Consider the following 20,883-nt stretch of genomic DNA (forward strand, 5'->3'; position numbering starts at 1 on the left):
TCGTTTCAACTCACTTCAAGGAACACGGACATGCCCACTTTCCATATCGAGCTTTTCGAAGGCCGCACCGTCGAGCAGAAGCGCCAGTTCGTCGAAGCGATCACGAAGGCGACCTGCGAATCGCTGAACGTCGAGCCGAACTCCGTCGACATCATTCTCATCGATGTCAAACGTGAGAACTGGGCGACGGGCGGCAAGCTGTGGAGCGAAGCTTAGTAAGGCTTGGCGGGTTTTCCGGGTGTCTGGATTCTGGCGTCGTTCAATAAAAATCCAAATTTCGTCCAAAATCACGACGCCCGGATCTTCGCTTCGGTCCATTCCCGACCGCGCCTCTAGCGCCACATCCGGCGACAAGGGGGAGCGTGAGCTTACCGTGGAAACCCATCTTTGATTGCATCGCGCGCACGCCGTTCACAGTCCTGTATAGCGCCCTCTTCGCTGCCGAAGACACATCCGAAGCCGATCCAGTAAGCCTTCATACCCTCAAAGATATGCCGTCCGTCGAGCCTTGAAATAGACGCAATCGAACGATAGCCGTCGAGAACGGATCCTTGCGGCTTGTGAGGAACCCACTCCTCCGCCGCGTTCAGGATGATCCTATAGGGCGGAGCTTTGATCTCACGGTCATGCATAGCTGTTCCCCCAAAAAATTTTTATAGAACATTGACATGACCAACTGGACCACTCCGTGCGAAACCTATCGTTAGAACTCGATCCGCGATGCCGAACGGCTAACGCAGCACCGCAAAGATGGAAGGAGATAAGGCATGAGCGCGATGACCGTGGCGGTTGACGACCCGACGGTTCGCCGGGGCCGCAGGTCCTAAATCATTTTGGACTGCCACGCATTGTCCGTGGCAAATTTGTACGCGCTGCGCTCTACCCGTCTGGCCACGCGCCAGTCGCATCCGATTCGGTCCTCCCTGACAACGACGGCGATCTGTTGAACTTCGCTCGCGAGCGCGGCGATGTCGTGTGCGCGTGGCGATTGAACGCAAAGCCTGAACACGCCGCCTGGTCTTGCCCGATGCCGGCGCACGCCTCTGGTGTCTCGGCACAACCAGGGACGGTGCGCCCCGACACCCACTTTACGTTCGCACGGATCAGCCATCAATCGAATGGCGCGCTAAGGATTATTGTCGCCGCTATCGCGGCATCCCTGGAGAAGGAAGATAAGGCATGACTACGGCAGCGCGGCTGCTGTCTATCGTCCACGGGCGCATTGCCGGAACGCAAGGCGATCAGCCGCTTATCGAATGGAGCCGGAGAGCACGAAGAAAAGTCTTCGGGTTCAACCGATCGTCGAAAATACAAACCGCCTACGCGATATGTTCATCGCACCACTGGATCGCCCATCGTTGCGCGGCTTCGAAAGCGGCGGCGTCGGAGGAATAGGCGCCCAGATCGCCAGAATACTTTACCTCGACGGCCTCGCCGCCCGTCAAGGCCCGCTGGCGGATCTTCGCTCTGGCGTAATAGCGTCCACCTTCTTCGAGGGGCGACGCGTCGATATGGAACTGTTTATAGTCGAACTGCATGGCTGCCTCCGAACAGTTGCTCTGCTCTTCATCGCGTTGGATAAGCTGCGGACGACCCGTTGAGTCTGGACCTGCGTTCACCAGCTCGTTTCTGTAATCACAGTCGCGACAAATGAAAAAAAATCCGCCTTCGTCGGATTGGGCTTCGACTTCATCGAAGACAAATCGCGCATTGCAGTTTCGGCAATTCCACATGGCTATCTCCGACGGCGCTTTCTCCGCTTTGCCGGTTGCCTGGGGTACTGAGGGTCGGCGTGGCAATCCAGACCTCGTGCTCTTAAAGCGACTAGTTAGTACGGGCGCCCGCAGCGTCTCTGGATACGATTCTAACGCGGGAAACCCGTGTTGATAGCGTCTCGCGCCCGCTGCGCACCATCGCCCAAGTGCGCGGCGCACTCAATGATCCTATGGTGGCCAGTGCAAGAAACAGCACGACCCGAATCCACGGCACACCGCCGGTGATCGTGTTGAAGACAATATCAAAACCTGCCTTCGACGCAATCAGCGCACCGCCGAGCAGACGCGTGCCGGCCGGTAGCCAGCTCGATTGAGGCGAGTTTTCGCGGAGCGCGTGAGTACTCATCGACTAGCCAGGACGTTTGCGAGACCGAGATCCACCGCCGTCCGGGTCGCGCATCCGATAGGCGTCCATGAGCCGGTAGAGTGTGACACGCGAGATACCCAGGTCACGCGCCGCCTCCCCATAGCGCCCGCGATGCAGCAACAGCGCCCGTTCGATGGCCGCGCGCTCTGCTGTCTCTCTCGCCGAGTTGAGTGATACGGGCGTTCGGGTCACCAGATGATCGAGTTCGAGGTCCCTCGCGGTAATCAGTCGACCGTCTGCCATCACCACCGCTCGTCGCACACGGTTGCCCAGTTCGCGTACGTTGCCAGGCCAGGCATACCTGTGCATCGCATCCATCGCGTCAGCCGCAAAACCCTGTAGCCGCCTCCCCGCCTCTCTGCGGAAACGGCCCAGCAGATGAAAGGCAAGCAGTTCAATATCATTGCCTCGCTCGCGCAGCGGAGGCTCGACGAGATGCAGCACGCACAGTCGATGATAGAGATCGTGCCGAAACCGCCCGTCTGCTATGGCCGACTCCAGATCGACATGCGTCGCGGAAATGATCCGCACGTCGACATCGATGGATTCATGCCCGCCCAGGCGTTCGATCTTGCGCTCCTGCAGAAACCGTAAAAGGCTGGCCTGGCTTTCCAGGGGAAGGTCCCCGATCTCGTCCAGAAACAATGTGCCGCCATTAGCGGATTCGACGCGTCCTATCCTGCGCTGCGTGGCTCCCGTAAACGCGCCCCGCTCATGTCCGAACAGCTCGGACTGGACAAGCTCGCAAGATATCGCGCCACAATTGATCGCGACAAACGGCGCACTACGACGGGAAGACCGGCGATGGATCGCTGCCGCCGTCAATTCTTTCCCTGTACCGGACTCTCCTGCGATAAAGACAGGGGCATCTGTCGAAGCCATGCGTTTGATAGACCGAAACAGGGTCTGCATCGATTCACAAGCCCCTAACATTTCGCATTCTGCAGCCTGATGTACAAATTCCTCCCGTGATTCAGAAAGCGTCACCATTCCATGTGCATGGCCGACGGCTCTTAGTGCTCTTTCCGGGAAAACCGGTGTCGTCACGTAATCCGAGCAGTAGTCGCGTACGAGATGTCTCAGCGTGGCATCGGCGAGTTGCCCCGGCGAAACAATCGCAACCCAACCGGTATTCGGCATGGCCAGGCACGCCTCAAGCGAATCGTATTCACCGAAAGGCAATCCAGCAGCCAGATCAAGCAGCCCACCCGCCACCGGATTATTTTCTACGGCCCTTCGCAATTCCTTGCCCGACTGGGCCTGACTGACGTCCCAGTCGCGCCGCTCGAAAAATTCACGTAGTTCGACGTCAGGCTTCGTGGAAAAATATATCAATCGCCGCGAGTTCATCATCTACCCCTCTATAACCGCGTTCCTTGTTCTCCTGGGATTGGGAAAGATCTGTTACGGACCAGATTCTGATTGTAGTCAACTGGCAAATCCAAAAACACCGACGCGGTCCTGGCCTTGGAGCACATCTGACGCTCAGATGTAACGACAACGATTCCGCGGAACACTGAAACCAGACCGATATTCAGCAGTACGACCAGCGTCCGATTTTGCATTAACTGCAGGCGGCACCCCTCGCGATGTCCGACCTGATTGCTCGAATCTCAATTCGCCTCCGATACCCCATTTCAAAACTGCCGAACCACTCCAACGTCGTCAGCCTGACTCGCGCTGTCGCCCGCTTTGATTTATTCGATGCCATTTACTCTTGACAGAAAAACACGGCTTCCCAGCACACAGTGGCGGGGAAACCGTCGCCGTAACTGCCTGCCTTTTCCAGGCATTGGCCCGGAAAGCACAATTGGTTATCAGCCTGATGACGAATTCAAAATTCATTATGTGCTTACCCCATTTCTGCCTGACGAAAGGGACGCGCAGATGCGACAGTGTCGTATTACGAAGTATTTCGCTGGCTAATGCGATCCCAAATACGGCGACGACTGAATGCCGCGCGAATGTCCCACCTACCTGTTTACGGACATGCGAGTCAGGACTTGAGCCGGCCAGAAGGCCCAGGCGCATCGCGGCACTGCGCACAATTCGTCGCGCATACAACTGCATTGCGGCCGACGGCGGCAAGCCGACGTGCTATCCGTACCTGGATTATGTAGATTCAGGGCTTGCGCTGATCGATAAGGTGACCATCGTGCGGACCACGATGGTTCGACTCCTTGTGGCAGGCGCCGCGTATCATTGGGTGCTCACGGGCAATGTGTGCGAACCGGCAGCGGCGTTATGGGCGCGCGTCGAAAAGTTGATTGACCAGGTGACCGAGCCCCGGCTCTCGATCATGGGACTGTCGGGTGTCCTCGCCTGTGCGTATGTGGCGCGGATACGCGCAAATCGCTCGCTATCGCGGAACGGCTCACCGCGCTGGGCGAACATGCGGATGATATGGACAGCAAGTTCGCGGCGTACTCCTGTGTCGCCCAGATTCTCCACCAGCAGGATCAATTTGGCCGATGTACAAGCCTGCTTGAACTTGTCCTCGACATGTACAGACCAGGTCGGCGAGGCGGGTTGCTACCGTCTCCGCATCGACACTCCCTCTGCCCAACGCTGTATAGATGCTCTTGCCGGGAATCGCCTTGCGCGCTTCGAAATCGGGTGGCGGCACCTCGATCTTGTAGTCGAAATGGCTTTCGCGGATCGCCGCCTGGTCCACGAGGCTCCTGTCGATGAAGTTGCTCGCAGCCACCAGCATCAGCGACTTGCCGCGCAGTGCCACGATCTCGCTCAGCATCACGTTTGTCATGTCGTGATCCATCGAATGTGTATGTCCGCTGTCTCGGGTTTTCACGAGCGAGTCGAATTCATCCCAAAACAGCAGTATCCCGCCGGACACGCTCCGCGCCTGCTCAAAGACTCGTTGATCCACTTCGATGCCACGTCGGCATGTGAGACCGTCAGGAGTGCAACAAGGCAACCATCATCGCCGCCCAGTAGGACTGGCGGCCCAAGGCAGAGTGTCTGCACGAAAACCAAAACGAACTTGATCATATCCGCTCGTTGACTATCGCTTGTGTTGGATACCTTTGTGCCTTTGTCTCTTATAGGCAGGTTTCACAAAGCGATTGTCTGAGGCACTTTCAACAGCGCAAGTCGGCATCGGGTCCCCAGGTTGCGACATCGACGATATCACTGGTCCGTTCTGAATCGACTGTTACCGGCGGCCGCTCGTTGTTGAGCGATTTACTCGAACTTGCGAACTGCCCAACCAGCTATGTCGCACGGTCAGGCAGTGGAATTGAAGCGCTGGACGTCCCGTGAAGGCTGGAAACAAAGTCCACTGTGTTCGCGCAACCGTCGGATGTTTCAGATTCGCATCATTCTGCGCGCAACCGCTCCATCGGTGTGTGTTCGAACCTGCTTGTTTCGCGGGATCGGCAGGATCGCGCCGTGCGCGATACGGTCTGTCGGCGAAGAAGCAGAGTAACAGGCGCGTTTTTGGTCTTGCGGTGGATCGCACCAGTCCCGGGGGGCGACGTAGTGGATCATCGCGGGTTCCCGCGAGTTCTCCTTGCGGATGGCGAGCCGGCAATGCCGAAGGGTCTGACCGTGGGATGGAGGGCTGGACGGCCCGTTCAGGCGGGAGGTGACCATTCCCGTATCCAAAGCGGTAGCATAATCGTCCGATGTTTCAGTTCCGCATCATTCTGGCGCGCAACCCTTCATCTGTGTGATCGGGCGCGCGAGTTGCAGGCGATCGACAGGATCGCGCCGTGCGCGGTTTCCTGGATGTGCTGCATGTTCGTCCGCCATGCTGCGGGCCCTCTCGCACTGCCTCCCTCATTGCGCACTCTGCTTTGTCGTTTCCATGCTTCTTTGTTGCAGCCGCCGACCGCAGAAATGGCGTCGAATTCGAACAACGGCTGTTTCAAGAGCGAAACAAATCTCGCCGCCCGGAGGACGTCATGGCTATCGGCATCGCGGAAGCCCTGTCGGACCACAGCATTCTTCAGACTTGGCACGACTTATGCGCTGATCTGCCCGACGTCGGGCCGGTCCCGCTCGATAGACGACCAATAATTCCGATAGAAAGATTGCGCCCGTGGTGCCAGCGCAGCTGGCCCCGTAACAGTGCGCATCGGGGGAAAAATGAGACCAATTGTCTGCGCCAGCGCAATCGTGTCGTCGCCTAAGACGAACAGCGCCACCATGTCAAACGCGTGGTCATCGCGTGTCAGCACGCGCCCACCATCAGCGCACAAAACTCAAGTCGTTGAGCGGCGGCGTGCATCGCCAGCGTTGCTGCGAGCTCAGGCGCGCACTGCCTGATCACACCGTATATCGCTCCCAGACAAACCGACTTTGCCGTCCGCCACATCTGTACGCGGCCGACGGCAATGCCGGAGCCACGGTGCCCCTTCGCGATTGGATCGCCGGACTCGGAAACCCTCGACTAAGCACGCCACCATGTTTGCGCCCCATCGGCTCCGGCCTTCGCCCCTTTCGCTTTCGCTGGCGGTGGCAACCCTTTTCCTCTTGACCCATCCATACACCGGCATCTACCGCGGCGCGGTCCTTTACACGGCGCAGGCGCTGTATAACGCCAATCCTGGGCATTTTGTACATGACCTGTTCTTCGAATTCGGGTCACAGGACGACTGGACCGTCTATGGCAGGCTTTACAGCAAACTCGTTTCCGCATTCGGTATCCGCATCAGCAATCTGGCATGCCTTATTGCATTTCAAGCACTGTGGTGGACAGGCATGTGGCGCTTGGCTAGGAGACTGCTCAGCCCGCCCTGGCATTGGCTCTGCCTGTCATTGATCGCCTGCATGCCTTCCGAGTATGGTGCTTCGTCTATCTTTTCCTACAACGAGTTTTTTCTCACCGCCCGTCTCCCGGCCGAAGCATTCAGTATTTGGGCGCTAGCGCTGATGATCGAACACCGTGCTCGCATGGCCGTCGCGTTAAGCCTCATCGCGACGGCAATTCATCCGCTAATCGGTGCGACCGTGCTAGCGATCACCGTGCTCAGCCTCATAACTTGCGTCCGTTGGTGGGCACTCTTTGCATTCGCCCTGCCCGTATTCGCCATCATCGAGCTATTACCATTGCATGCACTTCGCCTGCACCCGTTCGATCCGGAATGGCTGGCCGTCGCTCAATACAATCTCCCGTCTCTGTTCCCCACGCTCTGGAATACCATGGCGTGGGACAAGGCCTGTTGGGCGATCGCGTTGCCAGCGGCGTTATTCGCCACGAGGACACAGGAGTACCGTGCACTGTGGTCACATGTCACCCTTTTGGCCGTGGCAGGGCTTGCAGTTTCCACTGTGGCCGCCCTGACTGCTCAGGATGCCGCCTGGATTCAAATACAAAGCTGGCGCACGCTGTGGTTGTCTACGCTAATGCAATGGCCCGCCGCTATCTTGCTGATCCGCCGCGAATTGCGGACGCGACCATTGCTAATCTGGCTGCTCGCTATCTGCTGGCTATTGCTCGGTGTCGGTGGCGGCGTCCTGGCGTTGTTGATCGCCATTGCGCTGCATGTCGATGCCCGTCGTCTAGCGACAGGCAACTCGTTAGCCTTGTTTCACGAAATCACTCCGCTCATTCGCTTTCTGCTGATCTGCGGGACGCTGATCGCCGCGATCATCTGGTTCGGATACCAGGTGGCCTATTATTCCTGGCGCGCGCTAAACCAGACCGGAGGCATCGCATTCAAGCTACGACCGGTCGAGGCTCTAATCCACACGCACCTTGTTGTCGCACTCGTCGCCCTGCTGGTCTTGCTCAATCTGTCACGCAATCGCATGTCGATTCTGGGCCTGCCACTTTTGATGGCCGCTCTACTCACATATGGCCTCGTCAATTTTGATCAGCGCTCAGCGCCGACAAAGATCATGGAATCACGCGTCGATGATCCGAATCTTGCGCCGTTCCATGAACAGGTTCCTCACGGCTCGATGGTTTACTGGGACGGGGCGCCGGGCGAAGTCGTCTATCCGTGGCTGATGATGAAGGCGTCGAGTTATTACTCGCAGGAACAGACGGCCGGCATCATCTTCCATCGCCAAACCACGTTCGAGGCGGCACGGCGGCTTGCCTGGATCAAGCAGGATCCATTGGCAGGACGACCTCACAGCGACGATAAAGCGGACGAAAGATCGTCGTCGTTCTTCAGCAGACAACCATTTGCCCCGCTCACGCTGAACGGTTTGCATCACGTATGTGCCGATCCATTGCTGGATTTCGTGGTAACAAGCCACAACTACCCTGACCTGTCGACAAATCAACAGTGGTCTCCCGATACCAACATCCACTACTGGCTATACAACTGCCGACACATCAGGGCTGCGGCGTCCAAACCGACATGGCAGATTGGTGCACCACCGATAAGCGATGCACGACAGTCAGTCTCCGCAAACGGCAATACCTGAGACATTTTTCAATAGGCGGCCAACGTAAGCCGCAATAGACGCACTACGGAACATTCGACCAACGCAATAACAATCGGGGTGACTACATGAACCAATCTGTTGACGTACTCGTCATCGGCGCAGGACCGGGGGGACTCACTGCGGGTTATCTGCTGACGAAGAACACTGATCTCTCGGTCACGATGATCGAAAAGGATCCGACCTACGTCGGCGGCATCAGCCGCACCGAGCGGTTCGAGGGACATCATTTCGATATCGGCGGCCACCGTTTCTTCTCGAAGTCAGCCGAAGTCGTCGCGCTTTGGCACGAACTGCTGCCCGACGATTTCATCGAGCGTCCGCGCAGTTCCCGGATCTTTTACCGAAACAAATTCTATCGTTATCCCCTCGACGGCATCGAGGCGCTCCGTAATCTCGGCTTGATCGAGAGTGCGCACTGCGTGCTGTCCTACCTTGCGGCGCGGATCAGGCCTTGCCGTGATCCGAATACTTTCCATCAATGGGTGGCGAATCAATTCGGTGAACGACTGTTCTCGATCTTCTTCAAGACTTATACGGAAAAGGTCTGGGGCATGTCGTGCGACGAAATTTCTGCCGACTGGGCCGCGCAGCGCATCAAAGGGCTCAGCCTGTCCACCGCGATCGTCAACGCGACGAAGCGTTCACTCGGCATCCGCTCGCGCAAGAACAGCGTCAAGACGCTGATCGAGTCCTTCCATTACCCACGCCGCGGCCCCGGCATGCTCTGGGAAGCCGCCGCACGCAAATTTCAGAATCAGGGAGGCCGGCTATTGATGGGCCATGCCGCGCGCACACTCGCCTACGACGAGAATAGCAAACACTGGACCGTCGAGGCTGTCGGCACTGACGGACAAACGACGCAGATCATTGCGCGCCACGTCATCTGTACCGCGCCGATGCGCGAGACGATGAATGCGATCTCGCCAATGCCGCGCTCCGCGGCCGCTGCAGCGAAGTTGCAATATCGCGACTTCATCACGGTCGCGCTGATCCTCGACCGCCCCGCCACGTTCAGTGACAACTGGATCTACATCCACGATCCGTCCGTCAAGGTAGGGCGCATTCAGAACTTCGCGTCATGGTCTCCGGAGATGGTGCCCGATACGGCTACGGGCGGATGTCTCGGCCTCGAATATTTCTGCTTCGATGGCGACTCGCTCTGGGAAAGCAGCGATGCAGAACTCACCGAACTCGCCATCGGCGAGGTCGAGAAGATCGGTCTCGCGACACGCGATCAGGTACGCGGCTCGCGCGTCGTGCGTCAACCCAAGGCTTATCCCGTCTATGATGATCTCTATCGCGCGATCGTCGACGAGGTCAGAGCCGATCTCGCCGATCATTATCCGAACCTGCATCTCGTCGGCCGCAACGGGATGCACAAGTACAACAATCAGGATCACGCAATGATGACTGCGATGCTGACGGTCGAGAACATCGTCGCTGGAACCCGGCTACGCGACACCTGGGCGGTCAACGAGGATGCCGAGTATCACGAAAGCGGCGACAGTCCGGAAGTGTCTGAAGCAGGAGTATCGGGGCTGCGCGCAGTGCCGTCCCGTGCAATGGCTTAATGGGGGCGGGCGTCATGTTTTCTCGATATTTCATCATCGGTGTGTTCGCGCTCGCAACCGATTGGCTCTGCTTCATCGCGCTGAGTTCGACATTCGAGGCCGGCTCCGCGGCTTGGATGGCTTACCTGATCGGCGGGGTCGTTACCTACGTATTGTCGCGCCGTCATGTGTTCCATTCGGCGACGAGTGGACGCCAGCAGGTCCTCGAAGTCGCTCTGTTTGTGGGCAGCGGTGTGTTTGGTGCGCTGCTCACGGCCGGCATCGTTCATGCCGCGGCGCCAGCATTTGGCAAGAATGTCGCGAAGATGATCGCCGTCGGAGTCAGTTTCATCACGCTGTACTGGATCCGCAAGATCGTTGTATTTCCCTGGCACGATCCGGGCGTCGCGGCGGCCTCCGTTACACAGCCGTCAAGATAACAAGCAGCCCCGGATTATTCCATTTTGGCCCGCGGTCCGCGTTGTACCTCTGACAACGTGGCCGTTACACGACGCAAACAAGAGTGACTCAGTGCGATGCAACCTAACCCGACTTTCGTTATTCGCGGCCTCGAGTGATGGCAACTCGCTGACCTTACACGCTTTTCAAATGACGATCCTTTACTAAAGTGTTCACGAAAAGTTGATTTGAAGATCCGACCGCGTGCGGCCTGCCGGAGCTTGCCAAGCGCGGTTCGCTTCATCTCGAATTGCTCTTCGCTACGCTTTTTTTGAGCGCATAGCGATTGCGCTTAAACGAGAAGCCACCGCGCTAGAGCGGCTCGCCGAGTGTTTCGATCTTGCAGGGCAGAGTACCGTTCAGCAAAGCGTTCGAAACGCCTGGCACTACGCGCCAGGGTCAAGGGTTCGGCTCGCGCGACCTCACGGGCGCCAAGGACCCCGGGCAACGCCAAACGTGGCAAGAGAACAGAATCACAATCAAATCTGACGGAGTCGATTCTCACTTCTCAAAGGGGGTTAGATGGATGTCACGATTTCCGAGGACAAGCCCGTTCTCAGCGTTATCATGCCGGTCCACCACGGCGAACGCTTTATCAGTCATGCGCTCGCATCCGTTGCGGATCAAGTCCCGCTCAGTGAGCGGAAAACAGTTGAGGTTCTGGTGATCGAAATGGCAGACGACAGTCCTTCACTTGAAATTGCACGCACGTTTTCCGATCGCATGCGGTTACGCGTGATAGTGCGCCCTGATTTGCGTATGTGGCATGCGAAAACGAACTTGGGTGTCTTGGAAGCAACTGCTGATCACGTGTGTTGGCTTCATCAGGACGATTTCTGGCTTCCAGGTCGCTTCAACGCAGTCAGAAAGTGGATAGCCGAAGCACCCGGCGCTGCGTTGCACATCGCTCCCAGCTGCTTTGTCGACGCCAAAGGTGCATCGCTGGGTCCGTGGCATTGCCCGTTCGACGCCAGCGGCCCTGTACCGCGGGAAAAGTTCTTGCGTCATCTTCTCGTGCAGAATTTCGTCGCGGCCCCAGCGCCGGTATTTCGCAAGGACGCGTGGCTGGCTTGCGGTGGCCTCGACGAAACCCTCTGGTACACGGCTGACTGGGATATATGGCTCAAATTGGCCGGGCAAGGCGAAGCCTATTTCCATGAGCAAACCTCCACCGCGTTTCGCGTACATGGCTCATCGTTAACAGTTTCCGGTAGCCGCGATGTCGACGATTTCACCAGTCAGTTGAGAATAGTTCTGGAGAGGCACATTGCCGCGCTAAGCGAAAACGCACGAAAGACTATTGGGCCTCTTGCGGAGACTTCTGTGCGCATCAACGCGGCCTTGGCAAGGGCCGGTATGGGCGACATGAGCCAATTGCCGGGCTCGTTGCGCGCGATGATTTCGTTGGGCCCACTCGGCCTGTCCAAGCTTTTGCGCGACAGCCGACTCGTGGAACGCGTCGGCGCGCGCGTCCGCGCCAAGCTCAGAGGGAGCATGTGATGGCGATCGGATCACTCGTTCGGGTTCTGTTCGGCCCATACGAACATCGCGTCAGCGAAGCGTATCGATCGATCTATGTCGATCTCGACGGGTTTACCGAGCGCATCCGGCACTGGAGACGCGACGCCGTGCGTGTTCTCGAAATAGGATGCGGAGAGGGCGCGATGACGGAACGCCTGGCAAACATCTATCCCCGCGCGGAAATCGTCGCCATCGACATCACGCCACGAATAGGTCGGCTGTATCGCGGGCCAACTGATAATGTGCGCTTCTTACAGACGACCGCTCAAGAAATGGCAGCGACGCGGCGCGCCGAATTCGACCTCATCGTTCTTGCGGACGTCATCCATCACGTCCCCCCTGCTCTCCGAGTCGAATTGTTTGTGGCTGCCAAGTCGGCACTCGCGCACAATGGCGCTCTCGTCTTCAAGGATTGGAAACGCGCCAACACCCCGATCCATGCACTATGCTATGCGTCGGATCGTTGGATTACGGGCGATCGGGTCCAATACATGACAGTAATGGAGATGCGTGAAATATTGACCCGCGTCTTTGGTCCTAATTCAATCGCGGCCGAGGCGCACATCAAGCCATGGGGCAACAACATTGCCTTTCTCGTTAGAGGATAAAGCGCCGCCCGCGAATCGGGGAGGCTGGCTGTCTGACGGAAACGGCGCTGCGATGCCTCCGCACTCGTTACCCGTTTCAATCTTGAAACAATCTTGCCAGCCAGCACCTCGCATCTCGCGGCGGGGCGCTGTCGGGCAGTGACCGTACGCAGCCTTTCCCGGCGGGACTTCTTCTTCGTACCGAGTCGGCCCGTATGTTACGAGGCTGAAACATTTCGATTGCCAATGACTCGGTTCGCCATGGATCAACGGAAATCCTAGCAGTCGCGCGCGGTTGCAAAGCCGATGGCACGGTTCCTGCGTTTCTTTCGCCATGCCGTGCCGACCAGTAGTCGAAAGAAGACGAACTTGTGTCGGCATCGGCTTGACCTAAAACATAAAGAAACAGAGAAGACAAACAAGAAACTGACATTCGGGGTGAATATGAGAACGAGTCCACGAGTCGTAGCCAAAGTCCTGTCCACGCGGATGCACCAACGCCGCGAAACATCGCCAAGCATGCGAATTCCCGACAGAAAGAGCGCAGATCCGCCGCGAGTGAATTAAACGAAAAGCAGCAATCGAATTAAGTGACGTAGCTGTGCGGCATCCCGCGCAAGGTGATTCTGTCTGCCGGACGTGGACATGTCGCGCTCGAACATACAGCACACCTTGCATCGGTGACGTAAGCCGCGCTTTGTCAATTTCGGAAGGGCAATGCGTCGATTCCAATCCGTTCCATTTCGGTTTGAATTTGTGCGGCGCGAAATCAACATGCATGCTTCGGGGAGAACAACATCATGGTCAATCCGATTAGAGTTTCCGCGGTGATTCCTTGTCTAAATGAAGAGAAGACACTGGCGCTATGTATCCGGAAAGCTCAACGCAGCTTCGAGCAACTAGGCATAACCGGGCAGGTCGTCGTGGCCGATAACGGTTCGACCGACCGTTCTGTGGAAATTGCTCGATCACTCGGCGCGAAAGTCGTTCACGAATTGGTTCGCGGATACGGTTCCGCGCTTCGCGCCGGCATTTCCGCCGCGGATGGGGAGATCATCATCATGGCCGATGCGGACGACTCCTATGATTGGTCGAATATTCATGGATTCATCGCCAAGATCGAGGAAGGCTACGACTTCGTCATCGGCAATCGGTTCAAGGGTGGCATCATGCCCAAAGCGATGCCTCCTCTCCATCGCTACCTCGGCAATCCAGTCCTGTCGACAATCGCAAGGCTGATCTGTCACGTTCCCGTGGGAGATTTCCACTGCGGCATGAGGGCATTCACCCGGGACGCCTTTGCACGAATGGAACTGTACACACCCGGGATGGAGTTTGCGTCGGAAATGCTGATGAACGCAGCCCGTAATGGATTGCGCATCATCGAGATTCCGATCGTTCTCCATCCAGACAAACGCGATCGTCCGCCACACTTACGTTCCTTTCGAGACGGATGGCGACATCTGCGCTTCATCCTGACTTACGCGCCAACCCAGATCTTCTGGTTGCCCGGGCTGCTCATGTTTTCGATGGGTTTGCTATTACTGTGCCTGTTGGCCGGCGGTCCTACGACCATTCTCGGCCATTTCGTCGGCTTTCACTTTCTCGCCCTAGGCAGTCTACTTTCGCTGGTAGGCTTTAATTTCATTGCGATGGGAGTCCTGGCCAAGGTGATCATTGCTGGCAAACATCCGTCGTTGCGAGGACGTATCGTTCGCTGGGCGACGGGGCCGTGGGCGATGGAGGTCTGCCTGCTTAGCGGGATTGCGGGAGTGGCGCTCGGCCTTATTCTCAACACCGGCATTCTCCTTCAGTGGCTGGCGCATCCATTACAGCCTATGGAAAACACGGTACATCTGGCGATCGTTGCGATGACAATGATCGTGCTGGGGATGAACAGTGCGTTTGCCGCCTTCCTCCTGAACCTGCTGGTATCGGAGCGGGACAGACCGCACGCACGACCCCGCAGTCTGCAGGGAAATGAGGCCCCGATCGATAGTGGCCTTCAAAACTGCTGATCCCGTGCACCTTGCCCCCACCTGTTTCGATCAGGCTTCTGCACGTCGTCATCTGCCGCAGCATTGCAAAACCTGCAGGTCGATGGGGCGAGGGGCAAGTTCGACATGTATAAAGGAATTCCGTAGCGCTTTCGACTACTTGACTGATGCCATGTCCAAAGATCTGACCTTCTGGCCATCCGACTATCCGCTGCTCGGCAGATTCCTGCGCTTCGCCTTGGTGGGTGGATTCTGCGCGTCACTGAATCTGCTGATTTTGTGGTTCACCACATCGTGGATCGGTTGGCACTATTTCTTCGGCATAACGTTCTCTTTTTTCGGGGTCAACTGGATTGGCCTCGTTCTTAATAATCGATTCACCTTCAGCAATGGTTCCCGGCTTCACTTCGGCGATGTGAAACGTTACTACTTCGTCACGATCGCTTCTCTTTTCCTCAATTTAGTCATGATGCGTATCTTGGTCGGCATACTGGGGATCAACTATCTGCTGTCCAGCGTGCTCGTCACGCTTATTTTCACGGCGTTCAACTTCCTGGCCCATCATGTTTGGACGTTTTCGGTGTGGACCAGGACGTGACCGCGTATCAGAATTTCGAGGCTGGGAGAAACAAGTGAGGAGTGTCGGAAAACGAACACCTTTAACCCAAAGGCTATCGTCCCCTGCTGTGCTGCTGGCCATCAGGACCGGAATTGGCGGAAGCATCTGCGCGCTCCTGCTCGCAGCCGATACGCCTGTATCAAAGATTTTTTCAAACTTCTTTGCCTACCTTCTCAATACCTATGATCGTCCGGCAGCGTACCTGAGCCTGCTGGTGTTGTTCATCGCCATCGCTGCATCTCCATTCTGCTGTCGCCTGCCCGCCGTCGCTGCAGCATGCGGCCGCCATCCGTGGCGCCTGGCGGCTATGACCGCTGTAACGTTTGGCCTAGGCGCGCGTTTCGTCTATCACGTCCATCCGTTGTCGATGGACGAGTATGCGGTGTGGTTTCAGAGTCGCATCTTCGCCAGCGGCGCACTGACTGGACAATTTCCGCCCGAGTGGCTGGATCGGCTGATCTACACGCCGTTCCAGAACTATTTCCTGGTCGTGTCCCGTACCAGCGGTCAAGTGGCCTCCGCCTATTGGCCCGGCTTTGCCTTGGCGATGGCGCCCTTCAGCCTGATCGGGGCCGAATGGCTATGCAATCCCGTGCTGTCGGCGCTGACACTCGTCGCCATTGCCCGCACCTGTCGCCTCGTCTTTCCGAAAGAGGAAGCGGCGCCCGGCTGGGCCATGCTCTTCACTCTGGCGTCTCCTGTTTTCGTGGCCTCGGGCATTTCCTACTATGCGATGACGGGCTTGCTGCTTGTCAACCTGGTCTTCGTCTGGGGGTTTCTTCAACCGACACCGCGTCAGCTTTTCGTCAGCGGCGTCATTGGCTCGATTGCATTGACCTTCCACAATCCGCTGCCCCATATTCTCTTTGCTTTCCCATGGCTGATCTGGTTTCTCTTTCAACGTCCGTCTTGGCGACAGATGCTTGCACTCGCCGCGGGATATGCGCCCCTCACCTTGCTGCTGGGCATCGGCTGGGTCCTGTTCAAGGCGCATATCACAACCGATATTGCGACTCAGTCGGTTCAACCCGCATCCCGGGGTATCCTCGATACGATCGCGTCGGCCTTTTGTTTGCCCGGAATATTGATACTCTTCATTCGACTCGCCGGCCTCATCAAGCTATGGATATGGGCGATGCCCGGCCTGCTGATCCTGGCCGGCATGGGATACGCCCGCAGGCGAGAAAACGTCGCCGTACAGCTACTTGCAGCGTCAGCCGTGCTGACCTTCTTCGGCTATTTCTTCGTTCCATTCGACCAGGGGAACGGTTGGGGGTACCGTTATTTCCATCCCGCCTGGAGTGTCCTTCCCCTCCTGGCAGGCGCAGCCGTAATCGATGCGTTTCCGCGCGAGCGCGCAGATGCGCTCCCCGCACTTCGGAATTTGGCGGGATCCCTGATTATCTGCAGCCTACTAATTCTTGTGCCGTGGCAATTGAGGAATATCGAACACCACATCGGCACGCAGTTGGCCCGCCTGCCGGACGTCCCGAGCGACACGCGAAGCATCGTTTTTGTTTCCGTCAATCGCAGCTTCTTTCTCACCGACCTCGTCCAGAACGACCCTTACCTGCGGAACCGATCGATCCGCATGATTGGATCAGGAGAACGCGAGGATGAAGAATTTCTGCGCAAAGCTCATATAGTCGCTGTACCGCTACCGGCAACTGACGCCGGACAGGTATGGGTAATCCGTTAATACCGGACGCCTTGCGCGCGTCAACGTGAAAGGCCGACTCGATCAGCTCGGTCGGCGGCGCGAGCATCTGAAGATCCTGCCCGGCGATTCTGCGGTGGTGTGCGATTCGCCCGACGAGGCACGCGAGAAGCACGCTTTGCTAGACACGCCTGTTCGCGATGACCTCGCATCGCTGTCGATCGCGCTTGACCACGAAATCCCACCATAGCGACATTCCGCGGCCGCCAGCAAACCACTGTCTGCGCGCGCCTCCCGAGGCCCGTTAATCCGATTGGCGGATAAAACTTGTTTCAAAACTGAGACAAATTAGTGCGGAATCCAACACCAGACGCGGATTTAACGAGCTCCGAATGCGGAACGCGAGCGTTTGGCACGGAACCTGCCTAAGTTCCAAAAGCGTAAAGAACCAGCTGCACCTATAGTTCCAGCAGAAAGGGCTCAAGGTGCCAGCGCAGTCTGGTCATCGAAGCTGGGCGCCGGGGAAAATACATGAAGAAAAGCAACTGCTCCATCGCAGTGAAGTCGCTTGCGGGTGAGTGGCCGCACCGTTTCAAACGCGTGGAAACCAAACGCCCACGTGGTATCGCATTTAGCACTTTGGCAATGCGCGCCAATGCATCAGGGTGCATGCGCGGTATGCGCATGCGCGTCGCCTAATGCCCGCCTGCCCAAATCCACGTCGATCCCATCTTGCCGCTCGTAGCAGCCAACGAGCATGGCGAAGCGCCACGATGCGCTCCGCGGTGACCGGATTGGCGATTTGAACGCCTTCGAATAAAAAGTCGCCACCCAGTCATGTCTACTATCAATCGGTACCGGCCCTCAACAATTTCGCTAGCGCTTTCACTGGCGATCCTGTTCCTGCTGGCCCATCCGTACACGGGCATCAGACACGACGCAGTCCTGTATACGGCCCAAGCTCTTTATAACGCTCACCCGGCTCATTTTGCGCACGACTTGTTCTTCGAATTTGGTTCGCAGGATCACTGGACCATTTACGGCAAGGTTTACGGCATGCTCGTTTCTGCATTTGGGCTTCGGGCGAGCAACCTAGCGTGCCTGATCTTTGCCCAAGCGCTCTGGTGGGGCGGAATGTGGCGTTTGGCGAAGGCGCTCCTTCCTCCGCCAGGGCACTGGCTCTGCGTATTCCTCGTCGGCTGCATGCCGTCCTATTACGGCGCGTATTCGGGCCTCTCTTATGACGAAGCATTTCTCACCGCCCGGCTGCCCGCCGAAGCGCTGGGATTGTGGGCGATTTCCCTTATGCTCGAGCGACGTCATCTCCGCGCGCTTATGCTCACTGTCGTCGCCTCCGCCGTTCATCCGCTGATCGGCGGCGCATCTCTCGCAATCGTAGTGCTTGCCATGACATCGCAGGTGAAATGGTGGCAGCTACTGCCATTCGCGCTTGTCGCTTTCGCCGTCATCGAGCTTCTGCCGTTCGAGGCGCTTCACCTGCACCCATTCGATTCAGAATGGCGGGAAATCGCGCGATTTAACCAGAGGATGCTGTTTCCCACGCTCTGGCATCTCTGGGATTGGAGCAAGGCATGCTGGTCCATTGCATTGCCCGCGGCACTGTGCGCGACCGGGTCCCAAGAAAACCGGAAGCTGTGGTCGAATCTGACACTCGTGGGCGTAGCAGGTATCGCATTTAGCACAGTGGCAGATCTGACTGGGCGGGATGCCGCCTGGATCGAGCTGCAGACATGGCGCACGCTGTGGCTGTTGGCTCTGATGCAGTGGCCGGCGGCCCTTCAGTTAGCCCGGGTCGAGATCCATAGGCGCCCTGCGCTGATTTGGGTGCTTGGGATCTGCTGGCTGTTGCTCGATGTCGGCGGCGGCATCGTAGCTTTACTGATCGCCATAGCGCTCTACGCAGTGGCACGTCACAAGTCGCCCGGGACAGCACCGTCCGCTTCCGGCGAGATTCCCATCATCTTGCGGCGCGTGCTGATCAGCGCAACGCTGGTCGCCCTCGTTATCTGGTTCTTTTTCCAAGAGATTTACGCGTACCGCCGCATGGCGTTTCCGACCGGCAGCGTGGCATTCGCCATACCAGGGCTCGAAGCGATAATCCATACCCGCCTTGTTGTCGCGCTCGTCACACTGTTGGTCCTGCTCCTTTGGTCACGCAACAGATTCTCGGCCGTTGGTCTTCCAATCACATTGGCCATGCTGGCGGCATATGGACTTATCAATATTGATCAACGCTCAGAGGAGGCCAGCATTGTGGAGGCGCAAGCGGATCGCGCGGACCTCGTGCCATTTAACGGCGTGGTTGCACACGGCGATATGGTCTATTGGGACGGCCCGTCGGACGAAATTGTCTATCCCTGGCTCATGATGAGGACGTCAAGCTATTTTTCGCCATATCAGGCGTCCGGCATGATTTTCCATCGCAAGACCACGTTTGATTCACTTCGGCGCTTTGAAAGGATAAGACAGGATCCGTATGCTGCACGGCCCCGTCACAATAACGATGAAGATCCCAAATCGACGTTATTTCCGCCCCCGCAGGCATACGGCCCCCTGACCCAAACCGGCTTGAAACAAGTATGTGCCGATCCACAACTGGACTTTGTTGTGTCTCGACGCCACTACGCCGGCCTGTCCACGGACCACACATGGTCGCCTAGACGGTGTTAGGAACTTCGAAGTACTGGGATCGCATGGACAAGCATAAGCATGGCGAAGACGACAAAATGCAGACCAGCGAGTGTTTCGGGCAAGCGTTCGGAGTCACGTGCGAGGCGCCGAAAGCGGTTGAGCCACCCGAAGCTGCGCTCGACTACCCATCGTCGCGGTAGTAGCACGAAGCCCTTTTTTGCTTCATCGAGCTTGACCACCTGGAGATCGATTCCCTGGTCTCGCGCGGCCTGCGCGGGCTCTTCGCCCGTGTAACCCTGATCGGCAAAGGCAACTTTCACGGTTTCTCCCGTTGCCTGCTGCACCTGACGCGCCAGCTCTGCCACCTGCGCGCGTTCCTGCTCGTTGGCCGGAGTCACGTGTACGGCGAGCAGTTGACCCAGCGTGTCGACCGCCATATGCACTTTGCTGCCACGCTTGCGCTTGTAGCCGTCATAGCCTGCGCGTGGACCGCTTTCACATGTCGATTGCAACGTACGGCCATCAAGGATCACGGCGCTGGGCTGCCCCTGCCGCCCCTGCGCCACACGGACGATCGAACGAAGGTCACTCACCATGCACTCGAAACAGCCGGCCGCCAGCCATCGTTGCGTCTGCTGGTACACGAGTTCCCACGGCGGAAAGTTGGTCGGCAGCATTCGCCACGCAGCCCCAGCGCGAGCCATCCAGCGCAACGCATTGAACATCTCGCGCAACTCATATTTCCGCTGAGGTGCACTCTCATCCATCAACGTCAGATACGCTGCCACGAAGCTCCATTCTTCGTCTGACACGTCTGTCGGGTAGGCTTTACGTTTCTCTCTTGTCATGCCTCCAGGGTACCAGGTTTGACCGGAAGTTCCTAACACCGTCTAGACCTGACATCAGGTTTTGGCTGTACAACTGCCGGCGTATCCGGACGACCCTGTCGGGCGCCGCCGTATTGCCCGTGACGCCGAAGCAATCCAGCACGCTGCGGGAAAGCGGCAGCGCCCCCGCCCCTAACCAAGCAAAGCATGTGAAAACGGAGGAGAAAATCAGCAGTCGCCTGCCGTGAGGAACCGTGCTTCGAGACGGCATCACTGCACCGCTCAAAACGACGAACAGAGGAACCGCACAACCAATAGCTTGACCGGACATTTAAAAATTCGGATTGAAAAATAAATCAACTACTATTCTTTATCGGCTATTTCGAAAATGGAATGGGTAATGCGGCTTACCGGGCATGTGGGTTAAAGGTAGAAAAGTCGAGCTTTCCGGC

The 20,883-nt window shown here is 57.4% G+C and carries 17 protein-coding genes and 1 pseudogene; 11 read left to right on the top strand and 7 right to left on the bottom strand.

Features of this window, described 5'->3' with window-relative positions:
• Positions 1 to 18: 18 nt before the first annotated feature.
• Positions 19 to 216 (top strand): annotated as a pseudogene (locus J8I87_RS17975) (4-oxalocrotonate tautomerase); the annotation flags it as partial.
• 152 nt (positions 217 to 368) lie between these two features.
• Here J8I87_RS17975 and J8I87_RS17980 read toward each other — a convergent pair.
• The 6 genes from J8I87_RS17980 to J8I87_RS18005 form a co-directional block, all read right to left on the bottom strand.
• Entirely contained in the window at positions 369 to 632 is a 264-nt protein-coding gene (locus tag J8I87_RS17980; RefSeq protein ID WP_209933015.1) for a hypothetical protein, read from the bottom strand.
• A 687-nt stretch (positions 633 to 1,319) separates the two neighbouring features.
• The gene (locus J8I87_RS17985) at positions 1,320 to 1,538 is read right to left on the bottom strand and encodes a hypothetical protein (RefSeq protein ID WP_209933038.1); all 219 of its coding nucleotides are present in this window, start codon (positions 1,536 to 1,538) and stop codon (positions 1,320 to 1,322) included.
• A 286-nt stretch (positions 1,539 to 1,824) separates the two neighbouring features.
• Entirely contained in the window at positions 1,825 to 2,121 is a 297-nt protein-coding gene (locus J8I87_RS17990) for a hypothetical protein (RefSeq protein ID WP_209933016.1), read from the bottom strand.
• A 3-nt stretch (positions 2,122 to 2,124) separates the two neighbouring features.
• Entirely contained in the window at positions 2,125 to 3,492 is a 1,368-nt protein-coding gene (locus J8I87_RS17995) for a sigma-54 dependent transcriptional regulator (protein ID WP_209933039.1), read from the bottom strand.
• Between the two features lie 1,024 nt (positions 3,493 to 4,516).
• Positions 4,517 to 5,029 carry an AAA family ATPase gene (locus J8I87_RS18000; protein WP_209933017.1) on the bottom strand — a complete coding sequence of 171 codons (513 nt, stop codon included), beginning with the start codon at positions 5,027 to 5,029 and terminating at the stop codon, positions 4,517 to 4,519.
• Positions 5,030 to 6,125: 1,096 nt separating this feature from the next.
• Positions 6,126 to 6,341 carry a hypothetical protein gene (locus J8I87_RS18005; RefSeq protein WP_209933018.1) on the bottom strand — a complete coding sequence of 72 codons (216 nt, stop codon included), beginning with the start codon at positions 6,339 to 6,341 and terminating at the stop codon, positions 6,126 to 6,128.
• Positions 6,342 to 6,567: 226 nt separating this feature from the next.
• On the opposite strand from J8I87_RS18005, the gene J8I87_RS18010 reads away from it, so the two are divergent.
• The 10 genes from J8I87_RS18010 to J8I87_RS18055 all read left to right on the top strand — a co-directional run bounded on the left by J8I87_RS18010 (position 6,568) and on the right by J8I87_RS18055 (position 19,643).
• Positions 6,568 to 8,541, top strand: a complete 1,974-nt coding sequence (locus tag J8I87_RS18010) for a hypothetical protein (protein WP_209933020.1) — start codon at positions 6,568 to 6,570, stop codon at positions 8,539 to 8,541.
• Positions 8,542 to 8,627: 86 nt separating this feature from the next.
• Positions 8,628 to 10,133: an NAD(P)/FAD-dependent oxidoreductase gene (locus tag J8I87_RS18015; protein ID WP_209933021.1), complete on the top strand. Its 1,506-nt coding sequence runs from the start codon at positions 8,628 to 8,630 to the stop codon at positions 10,131 to 10,133.
• Positions 10,133 to 10,552 carry a GtrA family protein gene (locus J8I87_RS18020; RefSeq protein ID WP_209933022.1) on the top strand — a complete coding sequence of 140 codons (420 nt, stop codon included), beginning with the start codon at positions 10,133 to 10,135 and terminating at the stop codon, positions 10,550 to 10,552. The genes J8I87_RS18015 and J8I87_RS18020 overlap by 1 nt, the downstream gene beginning before the upstream one ends.
• A gap of 541 nt (positions 10,553 to 11,093) precedes the next feature.
• Positions 11,094 to 12,071 (top strand): glycosyltransferase, encoded by a 978-nt coding sequence (locus tag J8I87_RS18025; protein WP_209933023.1) that lies wholly within the window; start codon positions 11,094 to 11,096, stop codon positions 12,069 to 12,071.
• Entirely contained in the window at positions 12,071 to 12,700 is a 630-nt protein-coding gene (locus tag J8I87_RS18030) for a class I SAM-dependent methyltransferase (RefSeq protein WP_209933024.1), read from the top strand. Before J8I87_RS18025 ends, J8I87_RS18030 begins: the two co-directional genes overlap by 1 nt.
• A gap of 779 nt (positions 12,701 to 13,479) precedes the next feature.
• A complete protein-coding gene (locus J8I87_RS18035) occupies positions 13,480 to 14,697 on the top strand; it encodes a glycosyltransferase family 2 protein (RefSeq protein ID WP_209933025.1) in 1,218 nt (405 codons plus the stop codon).
• Between the two features lie 151 nt (positions 14,698 to 14,848).
• Positions 14,849 to 15,274 carry a GtrA family protein gene (locus tag J8I87_RS18040; protein WP_209933027.1) on the top strand — a complete coding sequence of 142 codons (426 nt, stop codon included), beginning with the start codon at positions 14,849 to 14,851 and terminating at the stop codon, positions 15,272 to 15,274.
• Between the two features lie 88 nt (positions 15,275 to 15,362).
• The gene (locus J8I87_RS18045; RefSeq protein WP_313064876.1) at positions 15,363 to 16,994 is read left to right on the top strand and encodes a hypothetical protein; all 1,632 of its coding nucleotides are present in this window, start codon (positions 15,363 to 15,365) and stop codon (positions 16,992 to 16,994) included.
• A gap of 489 nt (positions 16,995 to 17,483) precedes the next feature.
• Positions 17,484 to 17,651, top strand: coding sequence for a hypothetical protein (locus tag J8I87_RS18050; RefSeq protein ID WP_209933029.1), 168 nt, complete (start codon positions 17,484 to 17,486; stop codon positions 17,649 to 17,651).
• 138 nt (positions 17,652 to 17,789) lie between these two features.
• The gene (locus tag J8I87_RS18055; protein WP_209933030.1) at positions 17,790 to 19,643 is read left to right on the top strand and encodes a hypothetical protein; all 1,854 of its coding nucleotides are present in this window, start codon (positions 17,790 to 17,792) and stop codon (positions 19,641 to 19,643) included.
• Here J8I87_RS18055 and J8I87_RS18060 read toward each other — a convergent pair.
• Positions 19,640 to 20,452 carry an IS5 family transposase gene (locus J8I87_RS18060; RefSeq protein ID WP_209933031.1) on the bottom strand — a complete coding sequence of 271 codons (813 nt, stop codon included), beginning with the start codon at positions 20,450 to 20,452 and terminating at the stop codon, positions 19,640 to 19,642. The two genes, J8I87_RS18055 and J8I87_RS18060, sit on opposite strands and share 4 nt — an antisense overlap.
• Between the last annotated feature and the right edge of the window lie 431 nt (positions 20,453 to 20,883).

This window comes from Paraburkholderia sp. LEh10 (genome assembly GCF_017814945.1).
Taxonomy (GTDB): Bacteria; Pseudomonadota; Gammaproteobacteria; order Burkholderiales; family Burkholderiaceae; genus Paraburkholderia.

Bases quoted from the DNA above. Each gene is read 5' to 3' on its own strand.
- J8I87_RS17995 (WP_209933039.1), bottom strand. From the start codon at position 3,492: ATGAACTCGCGGCGATTGATATATTTTTCCACGAAGCCTGACGTCGAA.
- J8I87_RS18060 (WP_209933031.1), bottom strand. From the start codon at position 20,452: ATGACAAGAGAGAAACGTAAAGCCTACCCGACAGACGTGTCAGACGAA.
- J8I87_RS18015 (WP_209933021.1), top strand. From the start codon at position 8,628: ATGAACCAATCTGTTGACGTACTCGTCATCGGCGCAGGACCGGGGGGA.
- J8I87_RS18010 (WP_209933020.1), top strand. From the start codon at position 6,568: ATGTTTGCGCCCCATCGGCTCCGGCCTTCGCCCCTTTCGCTTTCGCTG.
- J8I87_RS18030 (WP_209933024.1), top strand. From the start codon at position 12,071: ATGGCGATCGGATCACTCGTTCGGGTTCTGTTCGGCCCATACGAACAT.
- J8I87_RS17985 (WP_209933038.1), bottom strand. From the start codon at position 1,538: ATGCAGTTCGACTATAAACAGTTCCATATCGACGCGTCGCCCCTCGAA.
- J8I87_RS18050 (WP_209933029.1), top strand. From the start codon at position 17,484: ATGAAGAAAAGCAACTGCTCCATCGCAGTGAAGTCGCTTGCGGGTGAG.
- J8I87_RS18025 (WP_209933023.1), top strand. From the start codon at position 11,094: ATGGATGTCACGATTTCCGAGGACAAGCCCGTTCTCAGCGTTATCATG.
- J8I87_RS18035 (WP_209933025.1), top strand. From the start codon at position 13,480: ATGGTCAATCCGATTAGAGTTTCCGCGGTGATTCCTTGTCTAAATGAA.
- J8I87_RS18020 (WP_209933022.1), top strand. From the start codon at position 10,133: ATGGGGGCGGGCGTCATGTTTTCTCGATATTTCATCATCGGTGTGTTC.
- J8I87_RS18055 (WP_209933030.1), top strand. From the start codon at position 17,790: ATGTCTACTATCAATCGGTACCGGCCCTCAACAATTTCGCTAGCGCTT.
- J8I87_RS17990 (WP_209933016.1), bottom strand. From the start codon at position 2,121: ATGAGTACTCACGCGCTCCGCGAAAACTCGCCTCAATCGAGCTGGCTA.
- J8I87_RS17980 (WP_209933015.1), bottom strand. From the start codon at position 632: ATGCATGACCGTGAGATCAAAGCTCCGCCCTATAGGATCATCCTGAAC.
- J8I87_RS18040 (WP_209933027.1), top strand. From the start codon at position 14,849: ATGTCCAAAGATCTGACCTTCTGGCCATCCGACTATCCGCTGCTCGGC.